The 23,935-nt window shown below is 66.2% G+C and carries 23 protein-coding genes; 8 read left to right on the forward strand and 15 right to left on the reverse strand.

What is annotated here, in order from left to right:
- The first annotated feature begins 60 nt into the window (after positions 1–60).
- From bioF to AMB_RS13910, 8 genes are read left to right on the forward strand one after another with little or no spacing between them, the layout of a single operon-like run.
- The gene (gene bioF, locus AMB_RS13875) at positions 61–1,239 is read left to right on the forward strand and encodes an 8-amino-7-oxononanoate synthase (RefSeq protein WP_011385138.1); all 1,179 of its coding nucleotides are present in this window, start codon (positions 61–63) and stop codon (positions 1,237–1,239) included.
- A complete protein-coding gene (locus tag AMB_RS13880; protein ID WP_011385139.1) occupies positions 1,236–1,874 on the forward strand; it encodes an alpha/beta fold hydrolase in 639 nt (212 codons plus the stop codon). Before bioF ends, AMB_RS13880 begins: the two co-directional genes overlap by 4 nt.
- Positions 1,871–2,605, forward strand: coding sequence for a methyltransferase (locus AMB_RS13885; protein ID WP_011385140.1), 735 nt, complete (start codon positions 1,871–1,873; stop codon positions 2,603–2,605). Before AMB_RS13880 ends, AMB_RS13885 begins: the two co-directional genes overlap by 4 nt.
- Positions 2,602–3,219, forward strand: a complete 618-nt coding sequence (bioD, locus tag AMB_RS13890) for a dethiobiotin synthase (protein WP_011385141.1) — start codon at positions 2,602–2,604, stop codon at positions 3,217–3,219. The genes AMB_RS13885 and bioD overlap by 4 nt, the downstream gene beginning before the upstream one ends.
- Positions 3,216–4,535, forward strand: a complete 1,320-nt coding sequence (bioA, locus tag AMB_RS13895; RefSeq protein ID WP_011385142.1) for an adenosylmethionine--8-amino-7-oxononanoate transaminase — start codon at positions 3,216–3,218, stop codon at positions 4,533–4,535. The genes bioD and bioA overlap by 4 nt, the downstream gene beginning before the upstream one ends.
- Before the next feature lie 26 nt (positions 4,536–4,561).
- Complete coding sequence (locus AMB_RS13900; protein WP_011385143.1) at positions 4,562–5,569, forward strand: efflux RND transporter periplasmic adaptor subunit; 1,008 nt, start codon at positions 4,562–4,564, stop codon at positions 5,567–5,569.
- A 12-nt stretch (positions 5,570–5,581) separates the two neighbouring features.
- Positions 5,582–6,829 (forward strand): ABC transporter permease, encoded by a 1,248-nt coding sequence (locus tag AMB_RS13905; RefSeq protein ID WP_011385144.1) that lies wholly within the window; start codon positions 5,582–5,584, stop codon positions 6,827–6,829.
- The gene (locus AMB_RS13910; RefSeq protein ID WP_011385145.1) at positions 6,829–7,503 is read left to right on the forward strand and encodes an ABC transporter ATP-binding protein; all 675 of its coding nucleotides are present in this window, start codon (positions 6,829–6,831) and stop codon (positions 7,501–7,503) included. The genes AMB_RS13905 and AMB_RS13910 overlap by 1 nt, the downstream gene beginning before the upstream one ends.
- A 13-nt stretch (positions 7,504–7,516) precedes the next feature.
- On the opposite strand, the gene AMB_RS13915 is transcribed toward AMB_RS13910, so the two are convergent.
- The 15 genes from AMB_RS13915 to nuoG all read right to left on the reverse strand — a co-directional run bounded on the left by AMB_RS13915 (position 7,517) and on the right by nuoG (position 23,919).
- On the reverse strand, positions 7,517–8,152 hold the full coding sequence (locus AMB_RS13915) for a response regulator (protein WP_011385146.1): 636 nt from the start codon (positions 8,150–8,152) through the stop codon (positions 7,517–7,519).
- A gap of 421 nt (positions 8,153–8,573) precedes the next feature.
- Positions 8,574–8,807 (reverse strand): molybdopterin-guanine dinucleotide biosynthesis protein B, encoded by a 234-nt coding sequence (locus AMB_RS26810; RefSeq protein WP_011385147.1) that lies wholly within the window; start codon positions 8,805–8,807, stop codon positions 8,574–8,576.
- Positions 8,807–9,064: a molybdopterin-guanine dinucleotide biosynthesis protein B gene (locus AMB_RS26815; protein WP_011385148.1), complete on the reverse strand. Its 258-nt coding sequence runs from the start codon at positions 9,062–9,064 to the stop codon at positions 8,807–8,809. The genes AMB_RS26810 and AMB_RS26815 overlap by 1 nt, the downstream gene beginning before the upstream one ends.
- Positions 9,065–9,116: 52 nt before the next feature.
- On the reverse strand, positions 9,117–11,174 hold the full coding sequence (locus AMB_RS13925) for a methyl-accepting chemotaxis protein (RefSeq protein WP_011385149.1): 2,058 nt from the start codon (positions 11,172–11,174) through the stop codon (positions 9,117–9,119).
- Between the two features lie 92 nt (positions 11,175–11,266).
- Positions 11,267–12,916, reverse strand: a complete 1,650-nt coding sequence (locus AMB_RS13930) for a ribonuclease J (RefSeq protein ID WP_011385150.1) — start codon at positions 12,914–12,916, stop codon at positions 11,267–11,269.
- The gene (locus tag AMB_RS13935; protein ID WP_011385151.1) at positions 12,913–13,695 is read right to left on the reverse strand and encodes a type III pantothenate kinase; all 783 of its coding nucleotides are present in this window, start codon (positions 13,693–13,695) and stop codon (positions 12,913–12,915) included. The genes AMB_RS13930 and AMB_RS13935 overlap by 4 nt, the downstream gene beginning before the upstream one ends.
- Before the next feature lie 12 nt (positions 13,696–13,707).
- Complete coding sequence (locus tag AMB_RS13940; protein ID WP_011385152.1) at positions 13,708–14,454, reverse strand: biotin--[acetyl-CoA-carboxylase] ligase; 747 nt, start codon at positions 14,452–14,454, stop codon at positions 13,708–13,710.
- Entirely contained in the window at positions 14,451–15,869 is a 1,419-nt protein-coding gene (gene nuoN / locus AMB_RS13945) for an NADH-quinone oxidoreductase subunit NuoN (protein ID WP_050750819.1), read from the reverse strand. Before nuoN ends, AMB_RS13940 begins: the two co-directional genes overlap by 4 nt.
- Positions 15,870–15,928: 59 nt before the next feature.
- A complete protein-coding gene (locus tag AMB_RS13950) occupies positions 15,929–17,443 on the reverse strand; it encodes an NADH-quinone oxidoreductase subunit M (protein WP_011385154.1) in 1,515 nt (504 codons plus the stop codon).
- A gap of 18 nt (positions 17,444–17,461) precedes the next feature.
- Positions 17,462–19,390: an NADH-quinone oxidoreductase subunit L gene (nuoL, locus tag AMB_RS13955; RefSeq protein WP_011385155.1), complete on the reverse strand. Its 1,929-nt coding sequence runs from the start codon at positions 19,388–19,390 to the stop codon at positions 17,462–17,464.
- Between the two features lie 4 nt (positions 19,391–19,394).
- Entirely contained in the window at positions 19,395–19,706 is a 312-nt protein-coding gene (nuoK, locus tag AMB_RS13960; protein ID WP_011385156.1) for an NADH-quinone oxidoreductase subunit NuoK, read from the reverse strand.
- Positions 19,706–20,314: an NADH-quinone oxidoreductase subunit J gene (locus AMB_RS13965; protein WP_011385157.1), complete on the reverse strand. Its 609-nt coding sequence runs from the start codon at positions 20,312–20,314 to the stop codon at positions 19,706–19,708. The genes nuoK and AMB_RS13965 overlap by 1 nt, the downstream gene beginning before the upstream one ends.
- Positions 20,315–20,327: 13 nt before the next feature.
- On the reverse strand, positions 20,328–20,816 hold the full coding sequence (gene nuoI / locus AMB_RS13970; protein WP_008617495.1) for an NADH-quinone oxidoreductase subunit NuoI: 489 nt from the start codon (positions 20,814–20,816) through the stop codon (positions 20,328–20,330).
- 12 nt (positions 20,817–20,828) lie between these two features.
- Positions 20,829–21,854, reverse strand: coding sequence for an NADH-quinone oxidoreductase subunit NuoH (gene nuoH / locus AMB_RS13975; protein ID WP_011385158.1), 1,026 nt, complete (start codon positions 21,852–21,854; stop codon positions 20,829–20,831).
- Positions 21,847–23,919: an NADH-quinone oxidoreductase subunit NuoG gene (gene nuoG / locus AMB_RS13980; RefSeq protein ID WP_011385159.1), complete on the reverse strand. Its 2,073-nt coding sequence runs from the start codon at positions 23,917–23,919 to the stop codon at positions 21,847–21,849. The genes nuoH and nuoG overlap by 8 nt, the downstream gene beginning before the upstream one ends.
- Between the last annotated feature and the right edge of the window lie 16 nt (positions 23,920–23,935).

The following is a 23,935-nucleotide window of genomic DNA, read 5'->3' on the forward strand; positions in this document are numbered from 1 at the left end:
TTTCCACGCCGCCAGATTGGAATTGAGGCCCTGGGAAAAACCCTCTATCAAGTCGCGGTGATGAAGGGCTTGGATGACAGCATCGGACGCTTCCTCGACGGCCTGGACCAGGCCGGTCGCAAGCGGGTCCTGCGCCCGGTCGACCCCCTGCCGGCCGGACGGGTCCGCGTGGGCGGGCGGGAACTGGTCAACTTCTCCTCCAACGACTATCTCGGTCTGTCGCGCCATCCGGAGGTGGTGGAGCGGTCGCGGCGCTGGCTGAACGAGTATGGCGCCGGCTCGGGCGCCTCGCGGCTGGTCACCGGCCATCTGGCCGCCATGGAGGCGCTGGAGGCCAAGATCGCCCGGTGCAAGCAAACCGAAGCCGCCCTGATCCTGGCCAGCGGCTGGCAATGCAACGCCTCGGTGCTGCCCGCCCTGCTGGACAAGGCCTTGTGGGGCGCCGAGCCCCTGGTCTTCGCCGACAAGCTTATCCATGCCAGCCTGCATGCGGGACTGGAACTGTCCGGGGCGCGGCGCTATCGCTACCGCCACGATGACCTCGACCACCTGGAAAGCCTGCTGAAAGCCCATGCCGATAAGGAAGGGCCGCGCTTCATCGTCACCGAGACGGTGTTCTCCATGGATGGCGATGTCACCGACATGGCCGCCCTGGCGGCACTGGCCAGCCGCTGGGACGCCTTCCTTTATGTGGACGAGGCCCATGCCACCGGCGTCCTGGGGGCCAACGGCTTTGGCCTGTCGCCGGGCATGGGCGCCGAGCTGGCCATGGGCACCTTCTCCAAGGGTCTGGGCAGTTTCGGGGCCTATGTGGCCTGTTCCGCCCGGCTACGCCACTACCTGATCAACCGGGCCTCGGGGCTGATCTACGCCACCGGCCTGCCGCCGGCCGTGCTGGGCGCCATCGACGCCGCCCTGGATCTGGTGCCGCGCCTGGAGGGCGAGCGCACCCGGCTGCAGATGATGGGCCGGCGCCTGCGCGACGGGCTGCGGGCGGCGGGGCTGGATACCGGCCCCTCGGCCAGCCAGATCGTGCCCCTCATCCTGGGCGACGAGGGCCGCACCCTGGCGGTAGCCAAGGCGCTGGAGGACCGGGGCATTCTGGGCATCGCCATCCGCCCGCCCACCGTGCCGCCCGGCACCAGCCGCATCCGCTTCGCCCTGTCGGCGGTCCATTCCGATGCCGATCTCGACCGGCTGCTGGCCGCCATCCTGGACGCCGTGGAGGCCACCCCGTGACGCCGCCCGTGCTGGCTGTGCATGGCTGGGGCTTCGACGCCGGATTCTGGATGCCGGTGCTGGAGCGCCTGCCCGATTTTCGCGGCGATTGCGTCGACATGGGCTTTTACGGCGCCCCCAAGCGTCCCAAGGTGCCGAGGCCGCTGGTCCTCGCCCATTCCATGGGGCTGGCCTGGGCGCTGGCCAATATTCCCCGGCCCTGGGCGGGGTTGCTGGCGGTCAACGCCTTTCCCCGCTTCACCCGCTCGCCCACCTTCGTGGACGGGGTGCCGCCCCGTCTGGTCGAACGCATGCTGACCCGCTTCGACGAGGCGCCCCAGCAGGTCACCGCCGACTTCCTCGGCCGCTGCGGCATCGACTCCCCCGACACCTCCGCCATCGCGCCCGAGCCGCTGAAGCAGAGCCTGGCCTGGCTGGGCCAGTGCGACGAGCGCACCGCGCTCAGGATGCTGCCCTGCCCAGTACAGGCCCTGGCCGGGACCAACGATCCCATCGTGCCCCAGGCCATGAGTCTGGCCAGCTATGCCCCGGAGACCCTGGTCCTGGTCGAGGGCGCAGGGCATCTGCTGCCGCTGACCCATCCCGACTGGGTGGCGTCGCAGGTGCGGCTCTTCGCCGCGAGGCTGGAGGCATGAGCCGCAAGCAGACCATCACCAAGGCCTTCTCGGCCGCCGCCGGGACCTATGAGTCCGCTGCCCGCGCCCAGGTCTGGGCCGCCGATTCCCTGGTGGAGCGGCTGGGGCCGATCCCCACCCCCATCAGGGCGCTGGAACTGGGATGCGGCACCGGCCTGCTGACCCGCCGGCTGGCCGCCGCCCTGCCCGCCGGGTCACGGATTCTGGCTACCGATCTCAGCCCCGCCATGGTCCAGGCGGCCAGCGCCGCCCTGCCCGCCCTTTCCTTCGCCGTGATGGATGCCGAGGCGCCCGGCGTGGCCGGGCCCTTCGACCTGATCGCCTCGTCCCTGGCGGCGCAATGGTTCACCGACCTGCCCGCCACCCTGGGCCGTCTGGCAGGACTTCTGGCCCCCGGGGGGAGGCTGCTGCTCACCACCTTGGGCGCGGGCACCTTCGTCCAATGGAAGGACGCCCACCGGACCCTGGGCCTGGACTCCGGTATCCCCGACTATCCCGAGGCCGCCGATCTGGCCGCCATGCTGCCCGGCGCCCGGGTGGAACGCCTGCCGCTCACCCTTTCCTACAAGGATGCCCGCAACTTCCTGCTCTGCCTGGAAGCGCTGGGCGCCCAGACCCCCAAGCCCGGTCACCGCCCGTTGTCGCCGGGACAGGTCAGGCGCATAATCACCTCCCTGGGGAGCCCCTGCGCCATGACCTGGGACATTCTGCTGCTGGATTACCGCCCATGAGGGGGGTGTTCGTCACCGGCACCGACACCGATGTGGGCAAGACCATGGTCTCCGCCTGGCTGGCCCAGCACTGGCGGGCCGATTACTGGAAGCCCATCCAGACCGGCTCGACCGAGGGCACGGATTTCGAGTCCGTGGCGCGCCTCGCCCCCGCCGCCCGCATCCACCCTTCCGCCGTGGTGCTGCCCGCCCCGCTATCTCCCCACGAAGCGGCGCGGCGGGAGAAGACCCGCATCGACCTGTCATCCCTGGTGCCGCCCGTCACCGACCGCCCCCTGGTGGTCGAGGGCGCCGGCGGCATCATGGTCCCCATCAACGAGGTCGCCCTGATGATCGACCTGATGGAGCGCCTGTCCCTGCCCGCCGTGGTGGTGGCGCGCTCGGGCCTGGGGACCATCAACCACACCCTGATGACGCTGGAAATGCTGCGCCGCCGCCGGGTCCCGCTGCTGGGCGTGGTGATGAACGGCCAGAAGAACCCGGCCAACCGTCAAGCCATCGAGCATTTCGGCGGGGTGCGGGTCCTGGCCGAGATCCAGCCGCTGCCCGCCGTCACCGCCGCCACCATTGCCGGCCTGCCTCCGCCCACCTTTACCTGTCCGGGTGACCCATGACCCTGTCCTATGATGAGCTTCGGGCGCTGGACGCCCGCCATGTCTGGCATCCCTTCACCCAGGCCGGGACCGCCCAGCCGGCGATCCTGGCCCTGGGCGCCCGGGGAAGCACCATCTACGCCGCCGACGGGCGCGAATATCTCGATCTGGTATCGTCGTGGTGGGTCAACCTGCACGGCCACGCCAACCCGGCCATCGCCCAGGCCGTGGCCGATCAGGCCGGACGGCTGGAACAGGTGATCTTCGCCGACTTCACCCACGAGCCCGCCGCCCGGCTGGCCCACCGGGTGTGCAAGCGCCTGCCCGGCGACCTGAACCGGGTGTTCTATTCCGACGATGGCTCCACCGCCGTGGAAGTGGCGCTGAAGCTGGCGCACCAGTACTGGCGCAACCACGGACAGCACCGCTCCACCTATATCGCCTTCGAGGGCGGCTATCACGGCGACACGGCGGGCGCCATGTCGGCCGGTCATTCCTCGGGCTATTTCGGCGCCTGGAAGGAAATGCTGTTTCCGGTGGAGACCGTTCCCTTCCCCGCCACCTGGAACGGCGACGAGACCGTGGAGGACAAGGAGCAGGCGGCGCTGGACGCCCTTGACCTGCTCTTCGCCGCCAACCCCGACCATGTCGCCGCGGTAATCATCGAGCCGCTGATCCAGGGCGCCAGCGGCATGCGCATGTGCCGCCCGGACTTCCTGCGCAAGCTGGAGGCCAAGGTGCGCGACAACGGGTCGCTGCTGATCCTCGACGAGGTGATGACCGGATTCGGGCGCACCGGCGAGATTTTCGCCTGCGTCAAGGCGGGGATCACCCCCGACCTGATCTGCCTGTCCAAGGGCTTGACCGGCGGCTTCCTGCCGCTGTCGGTGACCGTGGCCCGCGACGGCATCTTCGAGGCCTTCCTGGGCCAGGATCTGTCGCGCGCCTTCCTGCACGGCCATTCCTACACCGCCAATCCCCTGGGCTGCGCCGCCGGCCTAACCTCCATCGACCTGCTGGAATCCGCAGCCTGCCAGCAGCGCATCGGAGCGATCGAAGCCATCCATCGCCGGCGCCTGGACGGTCTGAAAGGCCTTTCCAACGTCGCCCATACCCGGCTGACCGGCACGGTAGCGGCGCTGGACGTCATCGGCGGCGGCAAGGGCTACGAGGCGGGCATCGGTCCGAAGCTGAAGGCGGCGTTTCTCGAGCGCGGCCTGCTGCTGCGGCCGCTGGGCAACGTGCTTTATCTGCTGCCGCCCTACTGCATCACCGACGCCGAGCTGGAACGGGCCTGGGATGCGGTCGATGAGGTCCTGCGGTCCTTGGCGAAATAGGTGGGGACACTTATGATGCCTCTCTGATGTACAAGCGCCTCCTCCGCCAAGCTCCACTGCTGCTGATTCTTCTGACCCTGGCCGCCGCCGGCGGGTGGTGGTGGTGGCGCGTCTCGGCTCCCGAGGTCGAGGTGGTAATGCCTCGGCGCGGCGCAGCGGTGGAGGCCATCTACGCCACCGGCACGGTGGAGGCCGAGAAATGGGCCCGCATCGCTCCGGTGGTTCCGGGACGCATCGCCGAGATCCTGGCCTTCGAGGGCGACGCGGTCAAGGAAGGCCAGCCCCTGGCCCGCCTGGACGACCGCGAGGCCCGGGCCAGGATCGCCGAGCTGGAGGCCAAGGCCGCCTATTGGCGCGAAGAGATGGCCCGCTCGGCGACGCTGACCGCGCGCGGCTACCGCTCCACCGAGGCGACCCAGAAGGCCCGCAGCGAGTACAATCAGGTCACCGCCGCCATCAACGCCGCCCGGCAAAAGCGCACCGACCTGCTGGTGACCTCGCCCATGGACGGCATGGTCCTGAAACGCGATGGCGAGATCGGCGAACTGGCCGAGGTCAAGGACGCCCTGTTCTGGGTGGGCGCGCCCCGCCCGCTGCGTATCACCGCCGAGGTGGATGAAGAAGACATCGCCCGGGTGAGGATCGGCCAGAAGGTGCTGATCAAGGCCGACGCCTTCGCCGAACGGGTGCTGGAGGCCAAGGTCGACCGCGTCACCCCCAAGGGCGACCCGGTCAACAAGACCTTCCGCGTCCGGGTGGTGCTGCCCGACGACACGCCTTTGCTGGTGGGCATGACCACCGAGATCAACATCATCACCGCCGAGCATGCCGATGTCCTGCTGGTGCCCATCACCGCGCTGAGGGACGGCAAGGTTCTGGTGGTGCAGGACGGCCGCACCGCAGCCATCGCCATCCAGACGGGCATCCGCGGCCGGACTATGGTGGAGGTGACGCAAGGGCTTGGGCCCGAGACCGCCCTCATCGCCTCGCCTCCTTCCAGCCTGAAGGCCGGCGACCGCGTCCGGGTGAAATAGGGAGGACCGAAGGTGCTGCCGCTCGGCCTGTCCATCGCGCTCCAGCACCTGCGCCACCGTCGGCGCCAGACCCTGGTCTCGCTGCTGGGCGTGTCGCTGGGAGTCGCCTTCTTCATCGGCATCTCGGCCATGATGCAGGGCTTCCAGCGCGACTTCATCGCCCGGATCATCGATGTGCAGCCCCATATCATCGTCAAGGACGAGGTGCGCGCCGCCCCCAAGCAGGCGGTGGAGCGCGCCTATCCCGACGGTGCCGTCTCCTTGCGCGGACTCAAGCCCCGCGAGGAGGTGCGCGGCATCCGGGGCGCCCGCAACATGCTGGCGACGCTGGAGGAGATGCCTGGCGTCCACGTGGCTCCGGCCCTGTCGGGCAATCTGCTGCTGCGCTTCGGCGGCAAGGATGTCTCGGTCAACGTCACCGGTATCCAGCCGGAGCGCGAGCGCCTGGTCACCCATCTGGAAAAGGACCTGCTGTCGGGCTCCCTGGACGCGCTTTATACCACCTCCAACGCCATCATCATCGGCGAGGGCATCGCCGCCAAAGCGGGCATCCGCAAGGACGACCTGATTTCCGCCGTCTCGCCGGTGGGCGTGGTGCTGAAGATGAAGGTGGTGGGAATCTTCCGCAGCAACATCACGCTGCTGGACAATTTCGAGACCTACACCCTGCTGAAGAAGGCCCAGGTGCTGCAAAACCGCGCCAATGTGGTCAACCGCCTGAACCTGCGCCTCGACGACGTTGAGCAGGCCGCCCCCCTGGCCGCCACCATCGAGCGCCAGTTCGGCTATCGCTCGGAATCCTGGCAGGAACAGTCGCGCAACGTGCTGGGCATCTTCGTCATCCAGAACGCCATCATGTATTCCACGGTCAGCGCCATTCTGATCGTCGCCTGCTTCGGCATCTTCAACGTCATCTCCACCGTGGTGTTCGAGAAGACCAGGGATATCGGCATCCTCAAATCCATGGGATTCAGGGACAAGGACATCCGCCGCATCTTCGTCATGGAAGGTCTGATCGTCGGGCTGATCGGCACGGTGATCGGCTGGCTGATGGGCTGGGGACTGATCGAGTTCATGGCCTCGCTCGACTTCCAGATGGAAGGATTCGTCAAGGCCCAGGGCTTCGTTCTCTACCGCACGCCCAAGCATTACGCCATCAGCGCCGCCATGGCCATCGCCTCGGCCACCCTGGCCGCCTGGGTGCCGGCCCGCCGGGCCTCGCGGCTCAACCCGGTGGATATCGTCCGGGGGGCGGGATGATGGAGGTGGCCATCGAAGCCCGCGGTGTCACCCGCGACCTGCCCGGTCCGGTGCCGGTCACCCTGGTGCGCGACATCGACCTGACCGTCGGACGGGGAGAGTTCGTGGCGGTGACCGGGCCGTCGGGCTCGGGCAAGTCTTCGCTGCTCTATCTTTTGGGATTGCTCGATGTGCCGACCGGCGGATCCGTCTGGCTGCAAGGCGGCAATACCGCCGGCCTGCCGCCCGATGCCATGGCCGAGCTTCGCCTCGCCTCCATCGGCTTCGTCTTCCAGTTCCATTTCCTGCTGCCGGAATTCACCTGTCAGTCCAATGTGGAGATTCCCATCCGCCGCCTGGGCGCCCTGAGCGATTCCCAAGCGCGCATCCGGGCAGCCGAATTGCTGGATTCACTGGAACTGGCCGATCACCGGCGCAAATACCCCGATCAGCTTTCCGGCGGCCAGCGCCAGCGCGTCGCCATCGCCCGCGCCCTGGCCAACGACCCGCCCCTGATCCTGGCCGACGAGCCCACGGGCAACCTGGACACCCGCACCGCCCATCTGGTGTTCGAGCTGTTCCGCGACCTGGCCCACCGCCAGAATCGCACGGTCATTGTGGTCACTCACGATGCCGAACTGGCGCAGACAGCCGACCGCCGCGTCCATCTGGTGGACGGGCGGATCGTCGGCTGATGAGGGGGTCTTTCTAGACGCCCATCTTGGCGGCAAGGATGGCGGCCTGGGTGCGGTTCTCGCAGCCCAATGCCCTCAGAATGGCGGTCACGTGCAGCTTCACGGTGATCTCGGCCAGGCTGAGGTCGCGGGCAATTTCCTTGTTGGACTTGCCCTGGCGCAACATGCCCAGCACGTCGCGCTGACGCGGCGTCAGCAGAGACTGCAACTGTTCGCCGTTGATGTCACCAATGGATGGAGCCGCGGTATCGGGAACCACGATATGGGGGCTGACGAAGGTGTCGCCTTCCAGCACCGAGCGAATGCCGGCCATCATGGAGGCGGACCCCGCCGACTTACAGATATAGCCGTGTGCCCCGCTGTCGAGGGCCTTGCGCACCGTCTGCGGCTCCTCCGAGGCGGACACCACCACAAGATAGATGTCGGGAGCAGAACGCCGCACGGCCCCAATGGCGGAAAAGCCATCCATCCCCGGCATGGAAAGATCGAGGAGCGCCACGTCGAAATCGGCGTTGCCGCGCACCAGAGTCAGTACCTGATTGAAGTCGCAGGCCTCCACAATATCGAGAGGCTCGTTTGACAGGCTTTCCAGAACCATGCGCACCCCTTCGCGGAACAACGCATGATCGTCGGCAAGAAGAACCTTCATTGCACAAAATCCCCAATAAGTTTACCGCCCGACCAGACCGAACCCCTCGGCCAAACCGAGCGGGTGCCTGCCGCATCAAAGCGATAGGCACCACCTTTTTCTTTCCGTCGAACCACTCCGCCCCCAAATGGCAAAGCGGCCCATCGGTAATCCCGGAACCTGTAATATTTTAATCACCCTTTGCCCGGGGGAGCAACGGCGGATGTGCAAGAGCATGACAGATATTCGCCAATATAAAATACCCCTCCCGATCATGCCCGCTAATTATCAGCATAAGTTGAATCTATCGGAATGCATAGGAACGGCCCATCAGGCACACACCCGATACCCACCGGATGTTGATCCGCTTTTTCTGGTAGTTTCTTTAGTTAAATTTATTATGCTAACGGTTATGAACTTGAAACAAGCCAATAACCTCAGATCAAATCTGGCAATACTGGCAAATATAAGCCGCAATGCCCGCGATATCGTCGCGACGAAATGTGGGCAATGCCACCGAAGTCACCGGCGTGTCGGCCGCCAGGGCGACTATGCTTCTTTCCTCTGGCGCCAGCATGGACTTGCCGAGACCCGGGTCCCACACTTCCAATTTGGGGTGCGGCGCCCACTTGTAGCCTTCGATCAGCAAAAGATCGCATCCGGCGAAGCGATCCATCAGCCAGTCCAGGGCGGCTCGGCGTCATCCAGGTGAATTTCGTGCACCAGGGCGAAGCGGCGAGGTGACGCCACCACGCATTCCACCGCGCCGGCCCGGGCCAAGGCGCGGCACTCCTCGTCACCGACGGCCGGATCGTGATGGGTGTGCTTGACCGTAGCGACTCTGACGCCCCGTGCCACCAGGGCCGGAATCAGCCGGATGAGCAGTGTCGTCTTGCCGCTGCCACTCCAGCCGGCGATTCCAAAGACTTTCATGGCGGCCAGGGTACCAAACCGACAGCCATGGGCAAGGGGCTATCGCGGCCCCCTACCGCCTGACCGTGGTCAGGAAGGAGTCCACCTCGTGATTGAGCGCGGTCGCAGGGCGAGCCAGATCCTTGGCCGCCCAGATCACCCGGATGGCGGCAGCACAATAACGCACCGCCGCCTGGGTCACGGACGCCACACCATCACCCACCACGGCGGCGTCCCGATCCATTTCCCCGACACAGCGTTGAATCCGGGCGGTAACGTCGCGCTGGCGGGACACCGCGTCGGCGACCTCGCCGGCGATGCGGTCCATGCGCAGAATGGTGTCGCCGATCCCCTCGATGGCGACCTCGGTATCGGCGGTCGCCCCCTGGATCTCCGCCACCTGGGCGGCGATCTCGCGGGTCGAGCGGGCGGTCTGGCTGGCCAGATGCTTGACCTCGCCCGCCACCACGGCGAAGCCCTTGCCGGCTTCCCCCGCCCGCTGGGCCTCGATGGTGGCGTTGAGGGCCAGCATGTTGGTGCGCTGGGCGATCTCCTCGATCATGGTCACCACCCGGCCGATCCGCCCCGCCACCAGGGAGAGGCTCTGAATGCGCTCGGTGGTCGATGCCAGACGGCCCACCGCGTCCCGGGCGATGGCGGCGGCGTCCTCGGTGCCGGCGGAAATCTCGCGGACCGAGTCTCCCAGCACGCCGGTGGCCTCGGCCACGGCCTGAACGGTCGTCCGGCACTGGCGGGCGGCTTCGGCCACGGCCATGGCGCTGCTCTTGCCCTGGTCGGTGCCCGACGTCATGCGCTCGGCGGTGTGGCGAATTCCCACCGCATTGGAGGCCACCAGATCGGCGGTGCTCTTCACCGCCTGCTCGAAGCCCTCGGCCAGCGCCAGCAGATGCGCCCGGTTGGCGGCATCGGCCTGGGAACGGATGGAACGCTGCTCCTCCTGCAACCGAACCATGGCGATGGCATTTTCCTTGAACACACCCACGGCGCGGGCCATGTCGCCGATCTCGTTGCGCCGGGCCGAGCCGGGAACCGCGATGCCATGGTCGCCATGGGACAGGCGTTCCATGGCGTCCTGGATCAGGCGGACCGGCCGGGTAATGGAATGGGCGATGACCAGGCAGGCCAGCAGAAACGACAGCCCCGCCAGCAGCCCGACCAGGGCGACTTGACGTCCGGTGGCGCGGCGCTCGGCCTCCTGGGCGGCGATAGCCTCGGCCATGCCTTCGCGGGCATAGGCCAGCACGCGCTGCATGACCGGCTGCAGGGCCAGGAACCCGGACCGCACCTCGGCCAGTTCGGCCTTGACCGCCAGTGATCCGGCGGCGAAGGCCTGAAGCTCCTCGCCATAGGCCGCACTCAATCGCCGCAGGTCGTCGCGGGTGGAATTGGGCAGGGCAGACGAGTCGAGCGCGATGTCCAGCTGCCCGGTGGCCGCCCGGTGGCGCCCCAGCGCGTCCTCCAGCCCGTCCAGCATGAAATCCCGCTCGGCCAGCCGCATGCGGGCCATGGCCAGCGACAGGGGAGCCGAAGCCGGCCACATGGCCAGTTCCCGCTCCACCGCGCGGGAGGATTCGTTCAGCCTGGCCCGCAACCCCGACTGGGGCGTCAGCCCCAGGCGCACCATATGGCTTTCCAGCCCTTGGAAGGACTGGGCGATGGCCTCGACGCCGACCTGGGCCTCGCCCACCGCCTGGGCCATGGGACCACCCGCCGACAGCTCGGCCACCCGGTCCAGGCGCTCGCGGATCTGCCCCAGATCGCGCTTCAAAGCCTCGGCCACGGCCGGATCGCGCTCGCGGGCGAAGATCTCCATCAGGTTCTGGGCCGCCGCCGAGAGCCCCCGTACGTCACCGGCCAGATCGTTGAGACGGCGGTAGGAATCCTGGGCCTGCAGCATGGCCTCGATGCGCTGGCCGGCGGCGAGATAGACACTGCCGAACACCACCGAGGCCACCAGGGCCAGCACCACCAGCAGCACGAACCGGGCCCGGATGGGCAAATCCGCCAGAAAGGGAAGCTCTCCCGCCCAAAAGGCCTCGCGCGCCCAGGTCCAGCAAATGGGGCGAAAGCCGAGAAAATCGGCGGTTACGGCGTCCTGCTTCACGGTCATGTCCTCGGCCTTGTGAACCCCACGTCCCCCGAGGGGGGATCATAGGGACCAAGCGGGACTCTTCCGTGTCAGGGCCATGACGATTTGGTGACTCAGACCCGGACCAGATGCACCTCGGTGATGGGCTTCTTGCCGTGGGTGTCACGCAACGAGCGACGCACCGCCAGCCGGGCGGCTTCGCGCACCACGGCGTCGTCCCGGCGGACCTTCTGCGGCAGTTCCTCGATGGCGTCACGCACGGCCTCGACCACCGCGTCGTGCTCTTCCGCCTCGTGACCGGCATCCAGCAGGCCCAGGGCCGTCAGTTGCGGATCGCCCAGCAGCTTGCCGACCTTGTCCAGCACCACGGTAACCACGGCCGAGCCGTTGAACACCATGCGACGGCGATTGCGCAGGATCTCGGAATCCAGACGGACGATGCGCGGGCCATCGACGCACAGCTTGCCGGTGGGCACGTGGTCAATCACCTCCACCGGACCGGGAGCGAGGCGCAGCATGGCGCCGTTGGAGGTCTCGATAGCCTCCTCCACCCCGCAAGCCCGCGCCAGCCGAGCGTGCTCCTGCAGGTGGCGGGCCTCGCCATGCACCGGCACCGCGACGCGCGGCCGCAGCAGGCGATACATTTCCTCCATCTCCTGGCGGGCGGGATGGCCGGAGACATGGACGAATTCATCCTTCTCGGTCACCACCTCGACGCCCTGGCGGACCAAATCATTCTGAAGCTTGAAAATGTCCTTCTCGTTGCCGGGAATGATCCGCGACGAGAAGATGCAGACGTCCCCCTTGCCCAGATGCACATGGGGATGGTCGCCCGACGCGATGCGGGCCAGGGCGGCGCGGGGCTCTCCCTGGCTGCCGGTGCAGATATAGACCACCTTGTCCTTGGGCAGGTAACCGGCATCGTGCTCGGTAAGGAAGGGCGGCAGGTCGGCGAGATAGCCGTTCTCCCGCGCCGCCTTATCGATGCGCCACAGGCTCCGGCCCACCAGGGCGACGCTGCGGTCATTGGCCATGGCCGCCACGGTGATGCTTTCCAGCCGCGCCACGTTGGTGGCGAAGCACGACACGGCGATGCGCCCGTCAAAGCGGCCCAGCAGCTCGATCAGGCTGCCACGCACCTCGGATTCCGAACCGGAATGGCCCTTGGTGAAAACATTGGTGGAATCGCCGATCAGGGCCAGGACGCCCTCCTTGCCCACCCGGCGCAGAGCTTCTGTATCGGTGGGCAGGCCCAGCAGCGGATCGGGGTCGAACTTCCAGTCGCCCGTATGGACGACGGTGCCCAGCGGCGTGCGGATAGCCAGCAGATTCGGCTCGGGAATGGAATGAGTGATGGAGATCATTTCGATCTCGAACGGGCCGACCTTAAAGCGCGATCCCAGCTCAACTACGTTGAGAGGCACCTGGGCCTGCAGCCCGGTCTCGTGCAGCTTGTTCTTCAGGATGGAGGCCGAGAACGGCGTCGCCCACACCGGACAGCGCAGCCGGTCCCACAGATACTGGACGGCGCCCAGATGGTCCTCGTGACCATGGGTGATGACGATGCCCGCCAGCTTGTCGCGGCGTTCCTCGATCCAGGCGGGATCGGCCATCACCACGTCGACCATGGGCATGGTCTCGTCGCCGAAGGAGACGCCGCAATCGACCATCAGCCACTTGCCGTCATAGCCGTACAGCGCGAGATTCATGCCGATCTCGCCGACGCCCCCCAGGGGCAGGAAGAGGAGTTCGCCCTGGCTCATCCCCGCACCGGCGTCGAATTGCGGCGATGGATTTCCAGCAGGCCGCGCAGGGTCAGGTCGGCGTCCAGCGCGTTGATCACCTTGGTCGCCTCGGCAAACAGCGGCGCCAGTCCGCCGGTGGCCAGCACCAGCATGTCCGAGCCGAACTCTTCCTTGATCCGCTTCACCAATCCCTCGATCAGGCCGACATAGCCCCAGAAGATCCCCGATTGCATGGCCGGCACCGTGGCCCGCCCGATCACCTGCCGTGGCCGCCCGATAGCCACCCGCGGCAGCTTGGCGGCCGCCATGTGCAGGGCCTCCAGCGACAGATTGATGCCGGGCGAGATGGCCCCGCCGCAGTAATTTCCGTCCGCGTCCACCACGTCGAAGGTGGTGGCCGTGCCGAAGTCGATGACGATCAACGGCCCCTTGTAATATTTATGGGCCGCCACGGCATTGACCAGGCGGTCGGCGCCCACTTCCTCGGGACGATCGAGCAGGATGGACAGGCCTAGATCCACCCCTTCGTCGCCCACCACCAGCGGCTCGCACTTGAAATAGCGGCGGCACAGGGTCTTCAGGCCGAACACCATGGCCGGCACCACGCTGGCGATGATCGCCGCCGAGATGTCCAGGCGGTTCAGCCCCTCGATGGTCAGCAACTGGGTGAGCCAGACGCCCAGTTCGTCGGCGGTCCGCTCGGAATCCGTCGAGGCACGCCACTCGCCGCGCAGGGTGTCGCCGTCATAGACCGCGAAGACGATATTGGTGTTGCCCGAATCGATGGCCAACAGCATGGAAAAGCTCCGTCACAATCCCGGAAAAAACACATCCCCAGCCAGAACCCGCCGGATTCCGGCCTCGCCCTGATCGAGCAGCAGACCGCCTTCCTCGTCGAGGCCCCGGAACACGCCGGACAGCGTCTCGGCCTCGAGGCGGACCAGCGCCGCCTCGCCCAGGCCCCTCGCCCACTCCAGCCAGCCGGCCCTGATGGGGGCAAAGCCGTCGGCCCGCCAGCGCTCCAGCCAGGGGCCGAGATGCCGACACAGCGCAGCCAGCACGCCCATGCTATCGCCGCCATAGCCCAACTCGGCCAGCGCGACGGCGGCATACAAAGCCTCGGCCGGCGCCGGGCGGCGTTCCACGTCGACGCCGATGCCCAGAATCAACCAGCCGTCACCGGCGCTCTCCAGCAGCATGCCCGCCACCTTGCGCCCGTCGACCAGCACGTCGTTGGGCCACTTGCATCGCACATCGTGCCCCGGCACCACTTCGTCAAGGGCCTCGGCCAGGGCCAGCGCCGCCGCGAAGCCGATCTGGGCTGCCTCGGACAGCGGCCTCTGGATCCGGATGGCGAAGGAAACGTGCAGGTTGCCCTCGGGGCTGTCCCACACCCGGCCGCGTCGGCCGCGCCCCGAGGTCTGGCGCCGGGCCGTCACCACCAAAAGATCGGCGGCGGAGCCGTCCTCGACCCGCCGCCGAACCTCGTCATTGGTGCTGCCGACGCTGTCCAGCTCCACATGGCTGAACGGCGCCGGCAGATCGAAGGTTGTCATCCCGCCGCCGGGAACAGAACCTGGGCGGCGGCCTTGGCGCTGGTCACCAGCGGGGCCGGGATCAGGGTAAAGGCTAGGATGACGATGGTGGAAACCGCCATCACCAGGGTCATGGAGGTGCCCACCGGCTTGTCGAAAGCCTCGACCGGCTCGTCGAAGTACATGACCTTGACGATGCGCAGGTAGTAATAGGTGCTCACCACCGAGGACAGGACGCCCAGGATGGACAGGGTGTAAAGACCCGACTCGATGGCGGCCATGAACACGTAGAACTTGCCCCAGAACCCGGCCAGCGGCGGCACGCCCGCCATGGAGAACATCAGCACCGCCATGACGAAGGCCATCATGGGGTGGGTCTTGGACAGACCGGCCAGGTCATCGATGCCCTCGACCATCCGGCCCTTCTGGCGCATGGACAGGATCACCGCGAAGGCGCCCACATTCATGAACAGGTAGATGGCGAGATAGATCAGCACGCCCTGGATGCCGAGCGTCGACCCGGCGGCGATGCCGACCAGCACGAAGCCCACATGGCCGATGGAGGAATAGGCCATCAGACGCTTGATGTTGGTCTGGACCACGGCGGCGAAGGAGCCGACGAACATGGAGCCGATGGCGATGAAGGTCACCACCTGACGCCACTGCTCCACCAGATCGGCGAAGGGACCGGTCATGACGCGCACCAGCAGGCACAGGGCGGCGATCTTGGGGGCCACGGCGAAGAAGGAGGTCACCGGGGTGGGTGCGCCCTCGTAGACGTCGGGCGCCCACATGTGGAACGGCACCGCCGAGACCTTGAACGACAGACCGGCCAGCACGAAGACCAAACCGGCGATGATGCCCATATTGGGCTTGATCGGATGGTCGTGGCCGCCGGCGAACAGATTGGCCAGCCCCTCGAACGAGGTGGTGCCGGCAAAGCCGTAGAGCAGCGAGATGCCGTACAGCAGCAGGCCCGAGGCCAGCGAGCCCAGCACGAAGTACTTGAGGCCCGCCTCGGTGGCGCGGGCGTTGTCGCGGTTATAGGCGGCCAGCACATAGAGCGCCAGGCTCTGCAGTTCGAGGCCCAGGTACAGTGCGATGAAATCGTTGGCCGAAATCATCATCATCATGCCCAGGGTGGCGAACAGCACCAGCACCGGATACTCGAAGCGGCCGATCTTCTCGCGTTCCAGATAGGGCAGCGACATGGCGGTGGCGATGGCCGAGGCCACCAGCACCAGCCCCTTGGCGAAGCCGGCGAAGCGGTCGGCGACGAACAGGCCGTTGAAGGCCGTCAGCCGCTCGCCCCCCAGGGACGACACCAGCACCATGGCGGCGCCAAGCGCCAGGATCACCAGGACCGACACCGACTTGGTGCTGTCCTCCTTGCGGAACACGCCCAGCATCAGCAGGGCCAGACCGGCCACTGCCATGAAGATTTCCGGCAGGACCGGGACGAGGTCGAGAGTCTTGATCACGTCTTAGGTCCCCCTCAGCGGGCAGCCAGCGACAGGCCGTCATGGGCGGCCCGGGCAAGCTCGTAATTGGAGATCAGCTTGGTCACCGACGCATGCATCGGCTCGAGGAAGGTGCCGGGAGCGACACCCATCCAGATGGTCAGGACGATCAGCGGAGCGAACACCGCGATTTCACGCGGGGTCATGTCCAGGATGCCCTTCAGGTCCTCGCGGGTCAGGCGGCCGAACACCACCCGGCGATAGAGGTACAGCATGTAGGTGCAGCCCAGAACCAGACCAGTGGCGGCGAAGAACGCCACCCAGGTGTTGACCTGGAACACGCCCATCAGCACCAGGAACTCGCCCACGAACCCGGCGGTACCCGGCAGGCCCACCGAAGCCATGGTGAACAGCATGAACACCACGGCATAGATGGGCATGCGGGTGGCCAGACCGCCGTAACGGGCGATCTCGCGGGTATGCATGCGGTCGTAGATCACGCCGACGCAGAGGAACAGGGCGCTGGCCACGATGCCGTGGGACAGCATCTGGAACACCGCGCCCTCCACGCCCTGGGTGGTCATGGAGAAGATGCCGATGGTCACGTAACCCATGTGGGCCACAGAGGAATAGGCGATCAGCTTCTTCATGTCGTCCTGCACCAGCGCCACCAGCGAGGTGTAGATCACCGCGACGATGGACAGGGTGTAGATCAGCGGCGTGAAGTACACCGACGCATCCGGCAGCATGGGAATGGAGAAGCGGATGAAGCCATAGGCCCCCATCTTCAGCAGCACGCCGGCCAGGATCACCGAACCGCCGGTGGGCGCTTCCACGTGGGCGTCGGGCAACCAGGTATGCACCGGCCACATGGGAACCTTCACCGCGAAGGAGGCGAAGAAGGCCAGCCACAGCCACAGCTGCATCTTGAAGGGGAACGAATGCGCCATCAGAGACGGAATGTCGGTGGTGTGGGCATCGAAGTACATGGCCAGCATGGCGATCAGCATCAGCACCGATCCCAGCAGGGTGTACAGGAAGAACTTGAACGCGGCGTAGACCCGGCGCTGCCCGCCCCACACGCCGATGATGATGAACATCGGGATCAGGACGGCCTCGAAGAAGATGTAGAACAGCACCAGATCAAGGGCGCAGAACATGCCGATCATCATGGTCTCGAGGATCATGAAGGCGACCATATATTCCTTGACCCGCTTCTCCACGCTGCCGAAGGCGGCCAGGATGCAGATGGGGGTCAGGAAGGTCGACAGCAGCACGAACCACATGGAGATGCCGTCCACGCCCATGGAATAGGCGATGGTGGTTCCAGGGAACCAAAGGGCCGTCTCCTTGAGCTGGAAGTCCGGCGAGGCGCCGTTGAACTTCGCCAGGATGAACAGGGACACCACGAAGGTCGCGATGGAGGTCAGCAACGCCACGTTACGGGAGTTGCGGGCCACCACCTCGGTCTCGCCGCGGATGGTGAGGATGAACAGCGCTCCGGCCAGGGGCAGGAACGTGGTCAGCGAGAGAAGGGGCCAGTCGTTCATGGGGCGTCTTCCTCGTCCTCAGCGCGCGTTGAAAATGTACCAGGTGACGAAGGCCGCCACCCCGATCAGCATGGCGTAGGCGTAGTGGTAGAGGTAGCCGCTCTGGGCGCGAGCCACCTTGGCCGCCACCGCACGGGTCGCCGCCGCCACGCCGTCCGGACCCACGCCGTCGATCAGCGCGCCGTCGCCACCCTGCCACAGACCGCGGCCGAGCTTGAAGGCGGGCTTCACGAACAGCATGTCGTACAGCTCGTCGAAGTACCACTTGTTCAGCAGGAACTGGTGGACGCCGCGGAAGGCGCCGGCCAGTGCCCCGGGTAGCCCCGGAGCGAACACGTAGAACAAATAGGCCAGGGCGATGCCCGACACCGCCACCACGGTGGGCAGCAGGGCCACCCAGGACGGCACGTGATGGGCATTCTCCAGCGAGGGATGAGCCTCGGTCACCAGGATGGCGGAGCGCCAGAAGTCGTGCTGGTGATGGCCGACGAACATGTCGTAGCCCGCCCAGCCGGCGAACAGGGCGCCGGTGGCCAGGAACAGCAGCGGAATCAGCATCACCGCCGGGCTCTCATGCACATGGGCCATCACATGCTCGTCCGCGCGCGGACGGCCGTGGAAGGTCAGCAGCAGCAGGCGCCAGGAGTAGAAGGCGGTCAGGAAGGCCGCGGTGCAGCCCAGCCAATAAGCCCCCTGCCCCGCGATGGTGTGCGACGCCCAGGCGGCTTCCAGGATGGTGTCCTTGGAATAGTAGCCGGCGAAGAACGGCACGCCGGCCAGGGCCAGCGACCCGATCCACATCAGCACCCAGGTGACCTTGACATGCTTCCAGATGCCGCCCATGCGGCGGATGTCCTGCTCGTCGCTCATGGCGTGGATCACCGAGCCGGCGCCCAGGAACAGCAGGGCCTTGAAGAAGGCGTGGGTCATCAGGTGGAAGATGGCGGCCTGATAGGCCGACACGCCGATGGCGAAGAACATGTAGCCCAGCTGCGAGCAGGTGGAATAGGCGATCACCCGCTTTATGTCGTTCTGCACGCAGCCCACCGTCGCCGCGAAGATGGCGGTGGCGGCGCCGATCACGGTCACCACGGTGAGCGCGGTGTCCGAGAATTCGAACAGGGGGCTCATGCGGGCGACCATGAAGACGCCGGCGGTGACCATGGTGGCGGCATGGATCAGGGCGGAGACCGGGGTCGGGCCCTCCATGGCGTCGGGCAGCCAGGTATGCAGGCCCAGCTGGGCCGACTTGCCCATGGCGCCCACGAACAGCAGCAGGCAGCAGATGGTGATGGCGTGCCACTGGCCGCCGAAGAAGTTCACGGTGGCGTTGGCCTTTTCCGGCGCGGCGGCGAAGATGGCGTCGAAGCCCACAGAGCCGAACAGGAAATACACGCCGAAGATGCCCAGCGCGAAGCCGAAATCGCCGACGCGGTTGACTACGAAGGCCTTGATGGCGGCGGCCGAGGCCGAGGGCTTCTCGTACCAGAAGCCGATCAGCAGGTAGGAGGCGACACCGACGCCCTCCCAGCCGAAGAACATCTGCACCAGATTGTCCGAGGTCACCAGCATCAGCATGGCGAAGGTGAACAGCGACAGATAGCTGTGGAAGCGCCAGATGGAGGGGTCGTGGCTCATATAGCCGACCGAATAGACGTGCACGGCCGCCGACACCCAGGTGACGACGATCAGCATGACGGCGGTCAGGGTATCGACCTTCAGCGACCAGTTCACCGACATGGTGCCCGAACGGATCCACTCGGCGACCACCACGGTCTGGGCCTCGCCCCCCAAGGCGACCTTCTGGAAGATCAGCCCCGACAGGACCGCCGAGGTGATCAGCAGGGCGCAGGTGACGATCTGCGCGCCGCGATCACCAATGAAGCGGCCGAACAGGCCTGCGACGACGGCGCCAAGGAGCGGCAGGAATACGGTTGCAGTGATCATCCGCTTACCCCTTGAGCTGGCTGATTTCTTCCACCGCGATGGTGCCGCGGTTACGGAAGAAGACAACGACGATGGCCAGGCCGATGGCGGCTTCCGCCGCGGCAACGGTCAGGACGAACATGGTGAACACCTGACCGACCAGATCGTTCAGATAGGACGAGAACGCCACAAAGTTGATGTTGACGGCCAGCAGCATCAGCTCGACCGACATCATGATGATGATGACGTTCTTGCGGTTCAGGAAGATGCCCATCACGCCCAGCGTGAACAGGATGGCGGCCACCGCCAGATAGTGGGACAGACCGATCTCGAACATCAGATGCCCCTCCCCGACTGGACCTTCTTGAGCTCGACCGAATCGCGCGAGCGGTTGACCTGCTCGGCGATGACCTGCTTGCGCACGCCGGTCCGCTTGCGGTGGGTCAGCAGGATGGTGCCGATCATGGCGACCAGCAGCACCAGACCCGACGCCTGGAACAGGTAGACGTAGTTGGTGTAGATCAGCTTGCCCAGCGCCACGGTATTGGACGCCTGGTCCAAGGTGGGCGTGGGAGCCTTGATCATGGCTTCAACGTCGGGTGCAAAGGCCCAGCCGCCGAACATGGCCAGCAATTCCACCAGCAGCACCAAGCCGATCAGAGCGCCGGTGGGCAGGTACTGCAGGAAGCCTTCCTTCATCTCCACCATGTTGATGTCGAGCATCATCACGACGAACAGGAACAGCACCGCGACAGCGCCCACATAGACGATCACCAGGACCATGGCCAGGAACTCGGCGCCCAGCAGCAGGAACAGGCCCGCCGCGTTAAAGAACGCCAGAATCAGCCAGAGCACCGAATGCACCGGGTTGCGCGATGAGATCACCATCACGCCGGAAGCCACCGCGATTGCGGCGAACATGTAGAAGATCAGAGCCGTGAACATGGATGGTCTCCCGTCACCGGTAAGGCGCGTCGGCGGCGATGCGGAAGGCCAGCTCGGCCTCCCAGCGGTCGCCGTTGGCGAGCAACTTGGACTTGTTGTACATGAGCTCCGCCCGAGTCTCGGTGGCGTACTCGAAGTTCGGACCCTCGACAATGGCGTCCACCGGGCAGGCCTCCTGGCACAAACCGCAATAGATGCACTTGGTCATGTCGAGGTCGTAGCGCCGGGCCCGGCGGGAACCGTCGTCCCGGGGCTCGGGCTCGATGGTGATGGCCTGGGCCGGGCAAATGGCTTCGCAGAGCTTGCAGGCGATGCAGCGCTCTTCCCCGTTGGGATAACGGCGAAGGGCGTGCTCGCCACGGAAGCGGACCGACAACGGACCCTTTTCGTAGGGGTAGTTGATGGTCACCTTGGGCTTGAACATATAGCGCAGCGTCAGCGCCAAGCCCTGGACGAGCTCGGTCAGCAGAAAGGCGCGCGCGGTGCGGTCGAGGAACGACATCGCTTTCTCTCCTTAACCCTGGTTCGGCAGCCAGCCGAAAGCGGTCAGAACGCTTGCGGTCAGCACCAGCCAGAACAGCGAGAACGGCAGGAACACCTTCCAACCCAGACGCATCAACTGGTCATAGCGATAGCGCGGGAAGGTGGCACGCACCCACAGGAAGACGAACATCACCAGGCAGATCTTCAGCACGAACCAGATCAGCCCGGGGATGGGCAGCCAGCCCAGGCCGAACGGCGCCATCCAGCCGCCCAGGAACAGGATGGAGGTCATGGCCCCCATCATCAGCATGTTGGCGTACTCGCCCAGGAAGAACAGGGCGAAGGTCATGGCCGAGTATTCGACGTTGTAGCCGGCCACCAGCTCGGCTTCCGCTTCCGGAAGGTCGAAGGGAGCACGGTTGGTCTCGGCCAGGCCGGAAATGATGAACAGGATGAACAGCGGGAAGTGCGGAACGATGAACCACATCTTCGACTGCGCCGTCACCACGTCCGACAGGTTCAGCGAACCCACGGTCAGCAGCACCGAAATCAGGATGAAGCCTATGGAGACCTCGTAGGACACCATCTGGGCCGCCGAACGCAGGCCGCCCAGGAAGGCGTATTTCGAGTTGGACGCCCAGCCCGCCATAATGATGCCGTAGACGCCGAGCGACGAGATGGCGAACAGGTACAGCACGCCGACATTGATGTCGGCCAGCACCCAGCCCTTGTCGAAGGGGATCACCGCCCAGGCCACCAGGGCCAGGAAGAAGGTGAGCATGGGCGCGCCCACGAACACCACGCGGTTGGCGCTGGTGGGCAGCACCGTCTCCTTGACGAACAGCTTCAGGCCATCGGCCATGGGCTGCAGCAGGCCGAAGGGACCAACCACGTTGGGTCCCTTGCGCAACTGCATGGCGCCGATCACCTTGCGCTCGGCATAAGTGAGGTAGGCCACCGCGATCAGCAGCGGCAGGACGATGGCGACGATCTGCAGAACGATGATCAGCAGACGCCACACGAAGGGGGGCAGCAGCCCGGTCAGAAGGTCAACCATGGGTCCCCGTCTTCTTGTGCTTGTGGTTGCAACCACCGCCGAAGGCTGCCGTGCATTCCGCCATGGTCTTGGAGGCGCGGCTGATCGGGTCGGTCTGATAGAAATTGTCGATGTTGCTCACCAGGGCGCCGTCGCCCAGGCTGCCCTCGGCGCCGAAGGCGGCGCCCCAGGCGGCGGGAGTGACGGAACCGATGGCGGCGAACACCGGGCTGGCCTTGGCCAGGCGCTCGCGCACGGCCTTGAGGCTGTCGTAGGGCAGAGCCTTGCCCAGCACCTCGGACAGGGCGCGGACGATGCGCCAGTCTTCCTTGGCCTCGCCCGGCGGGAACACCGCGAGGCGGGTCTGCTGGGCGCGGCCTTCCAGATTGACGAAGGTGGCGCTCTTCTCGGTGTAGGCGGCGCCCGGCAGGATGACGTCGGCGCGATGCGCCCCGGCATCGCCGTGAGAGCCCTGGTAGACCACGAAGGCCTCGCCCAGCGCCTTCATGTCCACCTCGTCGGCACCGACCAGGAACACCACCTGGACGTCACCCTTGTGGGCACCGTCAACGATGTGGTCCACGTCGCGCCAGCCCTGGCCGGGCACGAAGCCCAAGTCCAGGCCACCGACGCGAGCGGCGGCGGTGTGCAGCACGTTGAAGCCGTTCCAGCCGTCCTTGACCAGCCCGGCGGCATCGGCCAGCTTGCGGGCCAGACCGAGGATCACCGCGCCGTCGGCCCGGGACAGAGCCCCCTGGCCGAGGATCAGGGCGGGCTTCTTGGCGTTCTTCAGCACCTCGAAGAAGGGATGGCTCCCCTCGGCGATGGCCTTGAGGATCGAGGCGTCGTCGCCCAGGTGCTCGTACTTGTAGGTCAGGTCGCCCTTGTGGCCGATGCGGGCCACCTTGAAGCCACCCTTCTGCCAGCGCTTGCGGATGCGGGCGTTGAGCACCGGGTTTTCCTTGCGCGGATTGGACCCGATGATCAGCAGGGCGTCGGCCTCTTCGATGCCGGCGGCCGTGCTGTTGAACAGGTAGGAGGCGCGCACCGAGGCGTCCAGCTTGGCGCCGTCCTGGCGGCAGTCGATGGCCTGCGAGCCCAGAGCGGCCAGCAGATCCTTGTAGGCCACCATGGTCTCGGCATCGGCCTGATCACCGGCGATGGCGGCGATCTTGGTGCCGGCGGCCTTCACCTTGGCGGCGATGGCCACGAAGGCCTCGTTCCAGGTGGCGGGGACCAGCTTGCCGTCCTTGCGCACATAGGGCTTGTCCAGGCGCTGGCGCTTGAGGCCGTCGCAGGCGAAGCGCGAGCGGTCGGACAGCCATTCCTCGTTCACGTCCTCGGCGACGCGCGGCAGGATGCGGATGACCTCGTTGCCACGGGTGTCGACCCGGATGGCCGAGCCCAGCGCGTCCATGGCGTCGATGCTCTCGGTCTTCTTCAGCTCCCACGAGCGGTAGGTATAGCTGGCCGGCTTGTTGGTCAGCGCGCCCACCGGGCAGAGGTCGATCAGGTTGCCCGACAGCTCGGACGACACCGCGGCGCCCACGTAGCGGCCGATCTCCAGATGCTCGCCGCGCCCCAGGCCGCCCAGTACCGGGGTGCCGGCGATCTCGGAGATGAAGCGGACGCAGCGGGTGCACTGAATGCAGCGCGTCATCATGGTCTGGACCAGCGGACCGTAATCCTTGTCCGGAACGGCGCGCTTGCCTTCCTTGCAGCGGTTCTTGTCGGAACCGTAGGCCATGGCCTGATCCTGCAGGTCGCACTCGCCGCCCTGGTCGCAGATGGGGCAGTCCAGCGGGTGGTTGAGCAGCAGGAATTCCATCACGCCCTGGCGCGCCTTGCGCACCGCCGGCGTATTGGTCTTCACCACCATGCCTTCACCCACCGGCATGGCGCAGGACGCCGCCGGCTTGGGCATCTTTTCCACTTCCACCAGGCACATGCGGCAATTGCCGGCGATGGCCAGGCGCTCGTGGTAGCAGAAACGGGGAATCTCGATACCGAGCAGGTCGGCGGCCTGGATGATGGTCGTCCCGGCCTCGACTTCGATTTCCCTGCCGTCAATGGTCAGCTTGGGCATTGGGGCTTCTCTCTTC

The organism is Paramagnetospirillum magneticum AMB-1 (genome assembly GCF_000009985.1).
In the GTDB taxonomy this organism is placed as follows: domain Bacteria; phylum Pseudomonadota; class Alphaproteobacteria; order Rhodospirillales; family Magnetospirillaceae; genus Phaeospirillum; species Phaeospirillum magneticum.

What these genes read in the sequence shown, in the direction of transcription:
- bioF (WP_011385138.1), top strand. Translation starts at nt 61, where the DNA reads ATGAAGGGCTTGGATGACAGCATCGGACGCTTCCTCGACGGCCTGGAC.
- AMB_RS13885 (WP_011385140.1), top strand. Translation starts at nt 1,871, where the DNA reads ATGAGCCGCAAGCAGACCATCACCAAGGCCTTCTCGGCCGCCGCCGGG.
- bioD (WP_011385141.1), top strand. Translation starts at nt 2,602, where the DNA reads ATGAGGGGGGTGTTCGTCACCGGCACCGACACCGATGTGGGCAAGACC.
- bioA (WP_011385142.1), top strand. Translation starts at nt 3,216, where the DNA reads ATGACCCTGTCCTATGATGAGCTTCGGGCGCTGGACGCCCGCCATGTC.
- AMB_RS13900 (WP_011385143.1), top strand. Translation starts at nt 4,562, where the DNA reads ATGTACAAGCGCCTCCTCCGCCAAGCTCCACTGCTGCTGATTCTTCTG.
- AMB_RS13910 (WP_011385145.1), top strand. Translation starts at nt 6,829, where the DNA reads ATGGAGGTGGCCATCGAAGCCCGCGGTGTCACCCGCGACCTGCCCGGT.
- AMB_RS13915 (WP_011385146.1), bottom strand. Translation starts at nt 8,152, where the DNA reads ATGAAGGTTCTTCTTGCCGACGATCATGCGTTGTTCCGCGAAGGGGTG.
- AMB_RS26810 (WP_011385147.1), bottom strand. Translation starts at nt 8,807, where the DNA reads ATGGATCGCTTCGCCGGATGCGATCTTTTGCTGATCGAAGGCTACAAG.
- AMB_RS26815 (WP_011385148.1), bottom strand. Translation starts at nt 9,064, where the DNA reads ATGAAAGTCTTTGGAATCGCCGGCTGGAGTGGCAGCGGCAAGACGACA.
- AMB_RS13925 (WP_011385149.1), bottom strand. Translation starts at nt 11,174, where the DNA reads ATGACCGTGAAGCAGGACGCCGTAACCGCCGATTTTCTCGGCTTTCGC.
- AMB_RS13930 (WP_011385150.1), bottom strand. Translation starts at nt 12,916, where the DNA reads ATGAGCCAGGGCGAACTCCTCTTCCTGCCCCTGGGGGGCGTCGGCGAG.
- AMB_RS13935 (WP_011385151.1), bottom strand. Translation starts at nt 13,695, where the DNA reads ATGCTGTTGGCCATCGATTCGGGCAACACCAATATCGTCTTCGCGGTC.
- AMB_RS13940 (WP_011385152.1), bottom strand. Translation starts at nt 14,454, where the DNA reads ATGACAACCTTCGATCTGCCGGCGCCGTTCAGCCATGTGGAGCTGGAC.
- nuoN (WP_050750819.1), bottom strand. Translation starts at nt 15,869, where the DNA reads ATGGCAGTGGCCGGTCTGGCCCTGCTGATGCTGGGCGTGTTCCGCAAG.
- AMB_RS13950 (WP_011385154.1), bottom strand. Translation starts at nt 17,443, where the DNA reads ATGAACGACTGGCCCCTTCTCTCGCTGACCACGTTCCTGCCCCTGGCC.
- nuoL (WP_011385155.1), bottom strand. Translation starts at nt 19,390, where the DNA reads ATGATCACTGCAACCGTATTCCTGCCGCTCCTTGGCGCCGTCGTCGCA.
- nuoK (WP_011385156.1), bottom strand. Translation starts at nt 19,706, where the DNA reads ATGTTCGAGATCGGTCTGTCCCACTATCTGGCGGTGGCCGCCATCCTG.
- AMB_RS13965 (WP_011385157.1), bottom strand. Translation starts at nt 20,314, where the DNA reads ATGTTCACGGCTCTGATCTTCTACATGTTCGCCGCAATCGCGGTGGCT.
- nuoI (WP_008617495.1), bottom strand. Translation starts at nt 20,816, where the DNA reads ATGTCGTTCCTCGACCGCACCGCGCGCGCCTTTCTGCTGACCGAGCTC.
- nuoH (WP_011385158.1), bottom strand. Translation starts at nt 21,854, where the DNA reads ATGGTTGACCTTCTGACCGGGCTGCTGCCCCCCTTCGTGTGGCGTCTG.
- nuoG (WP_011385159.1), bottom strand. Translation starts at nt 23,919, where the DNA reads ATGCCCAAGCTGACCATTGACGGCAGGGAAATCGAAGTCGAGGCCGGG.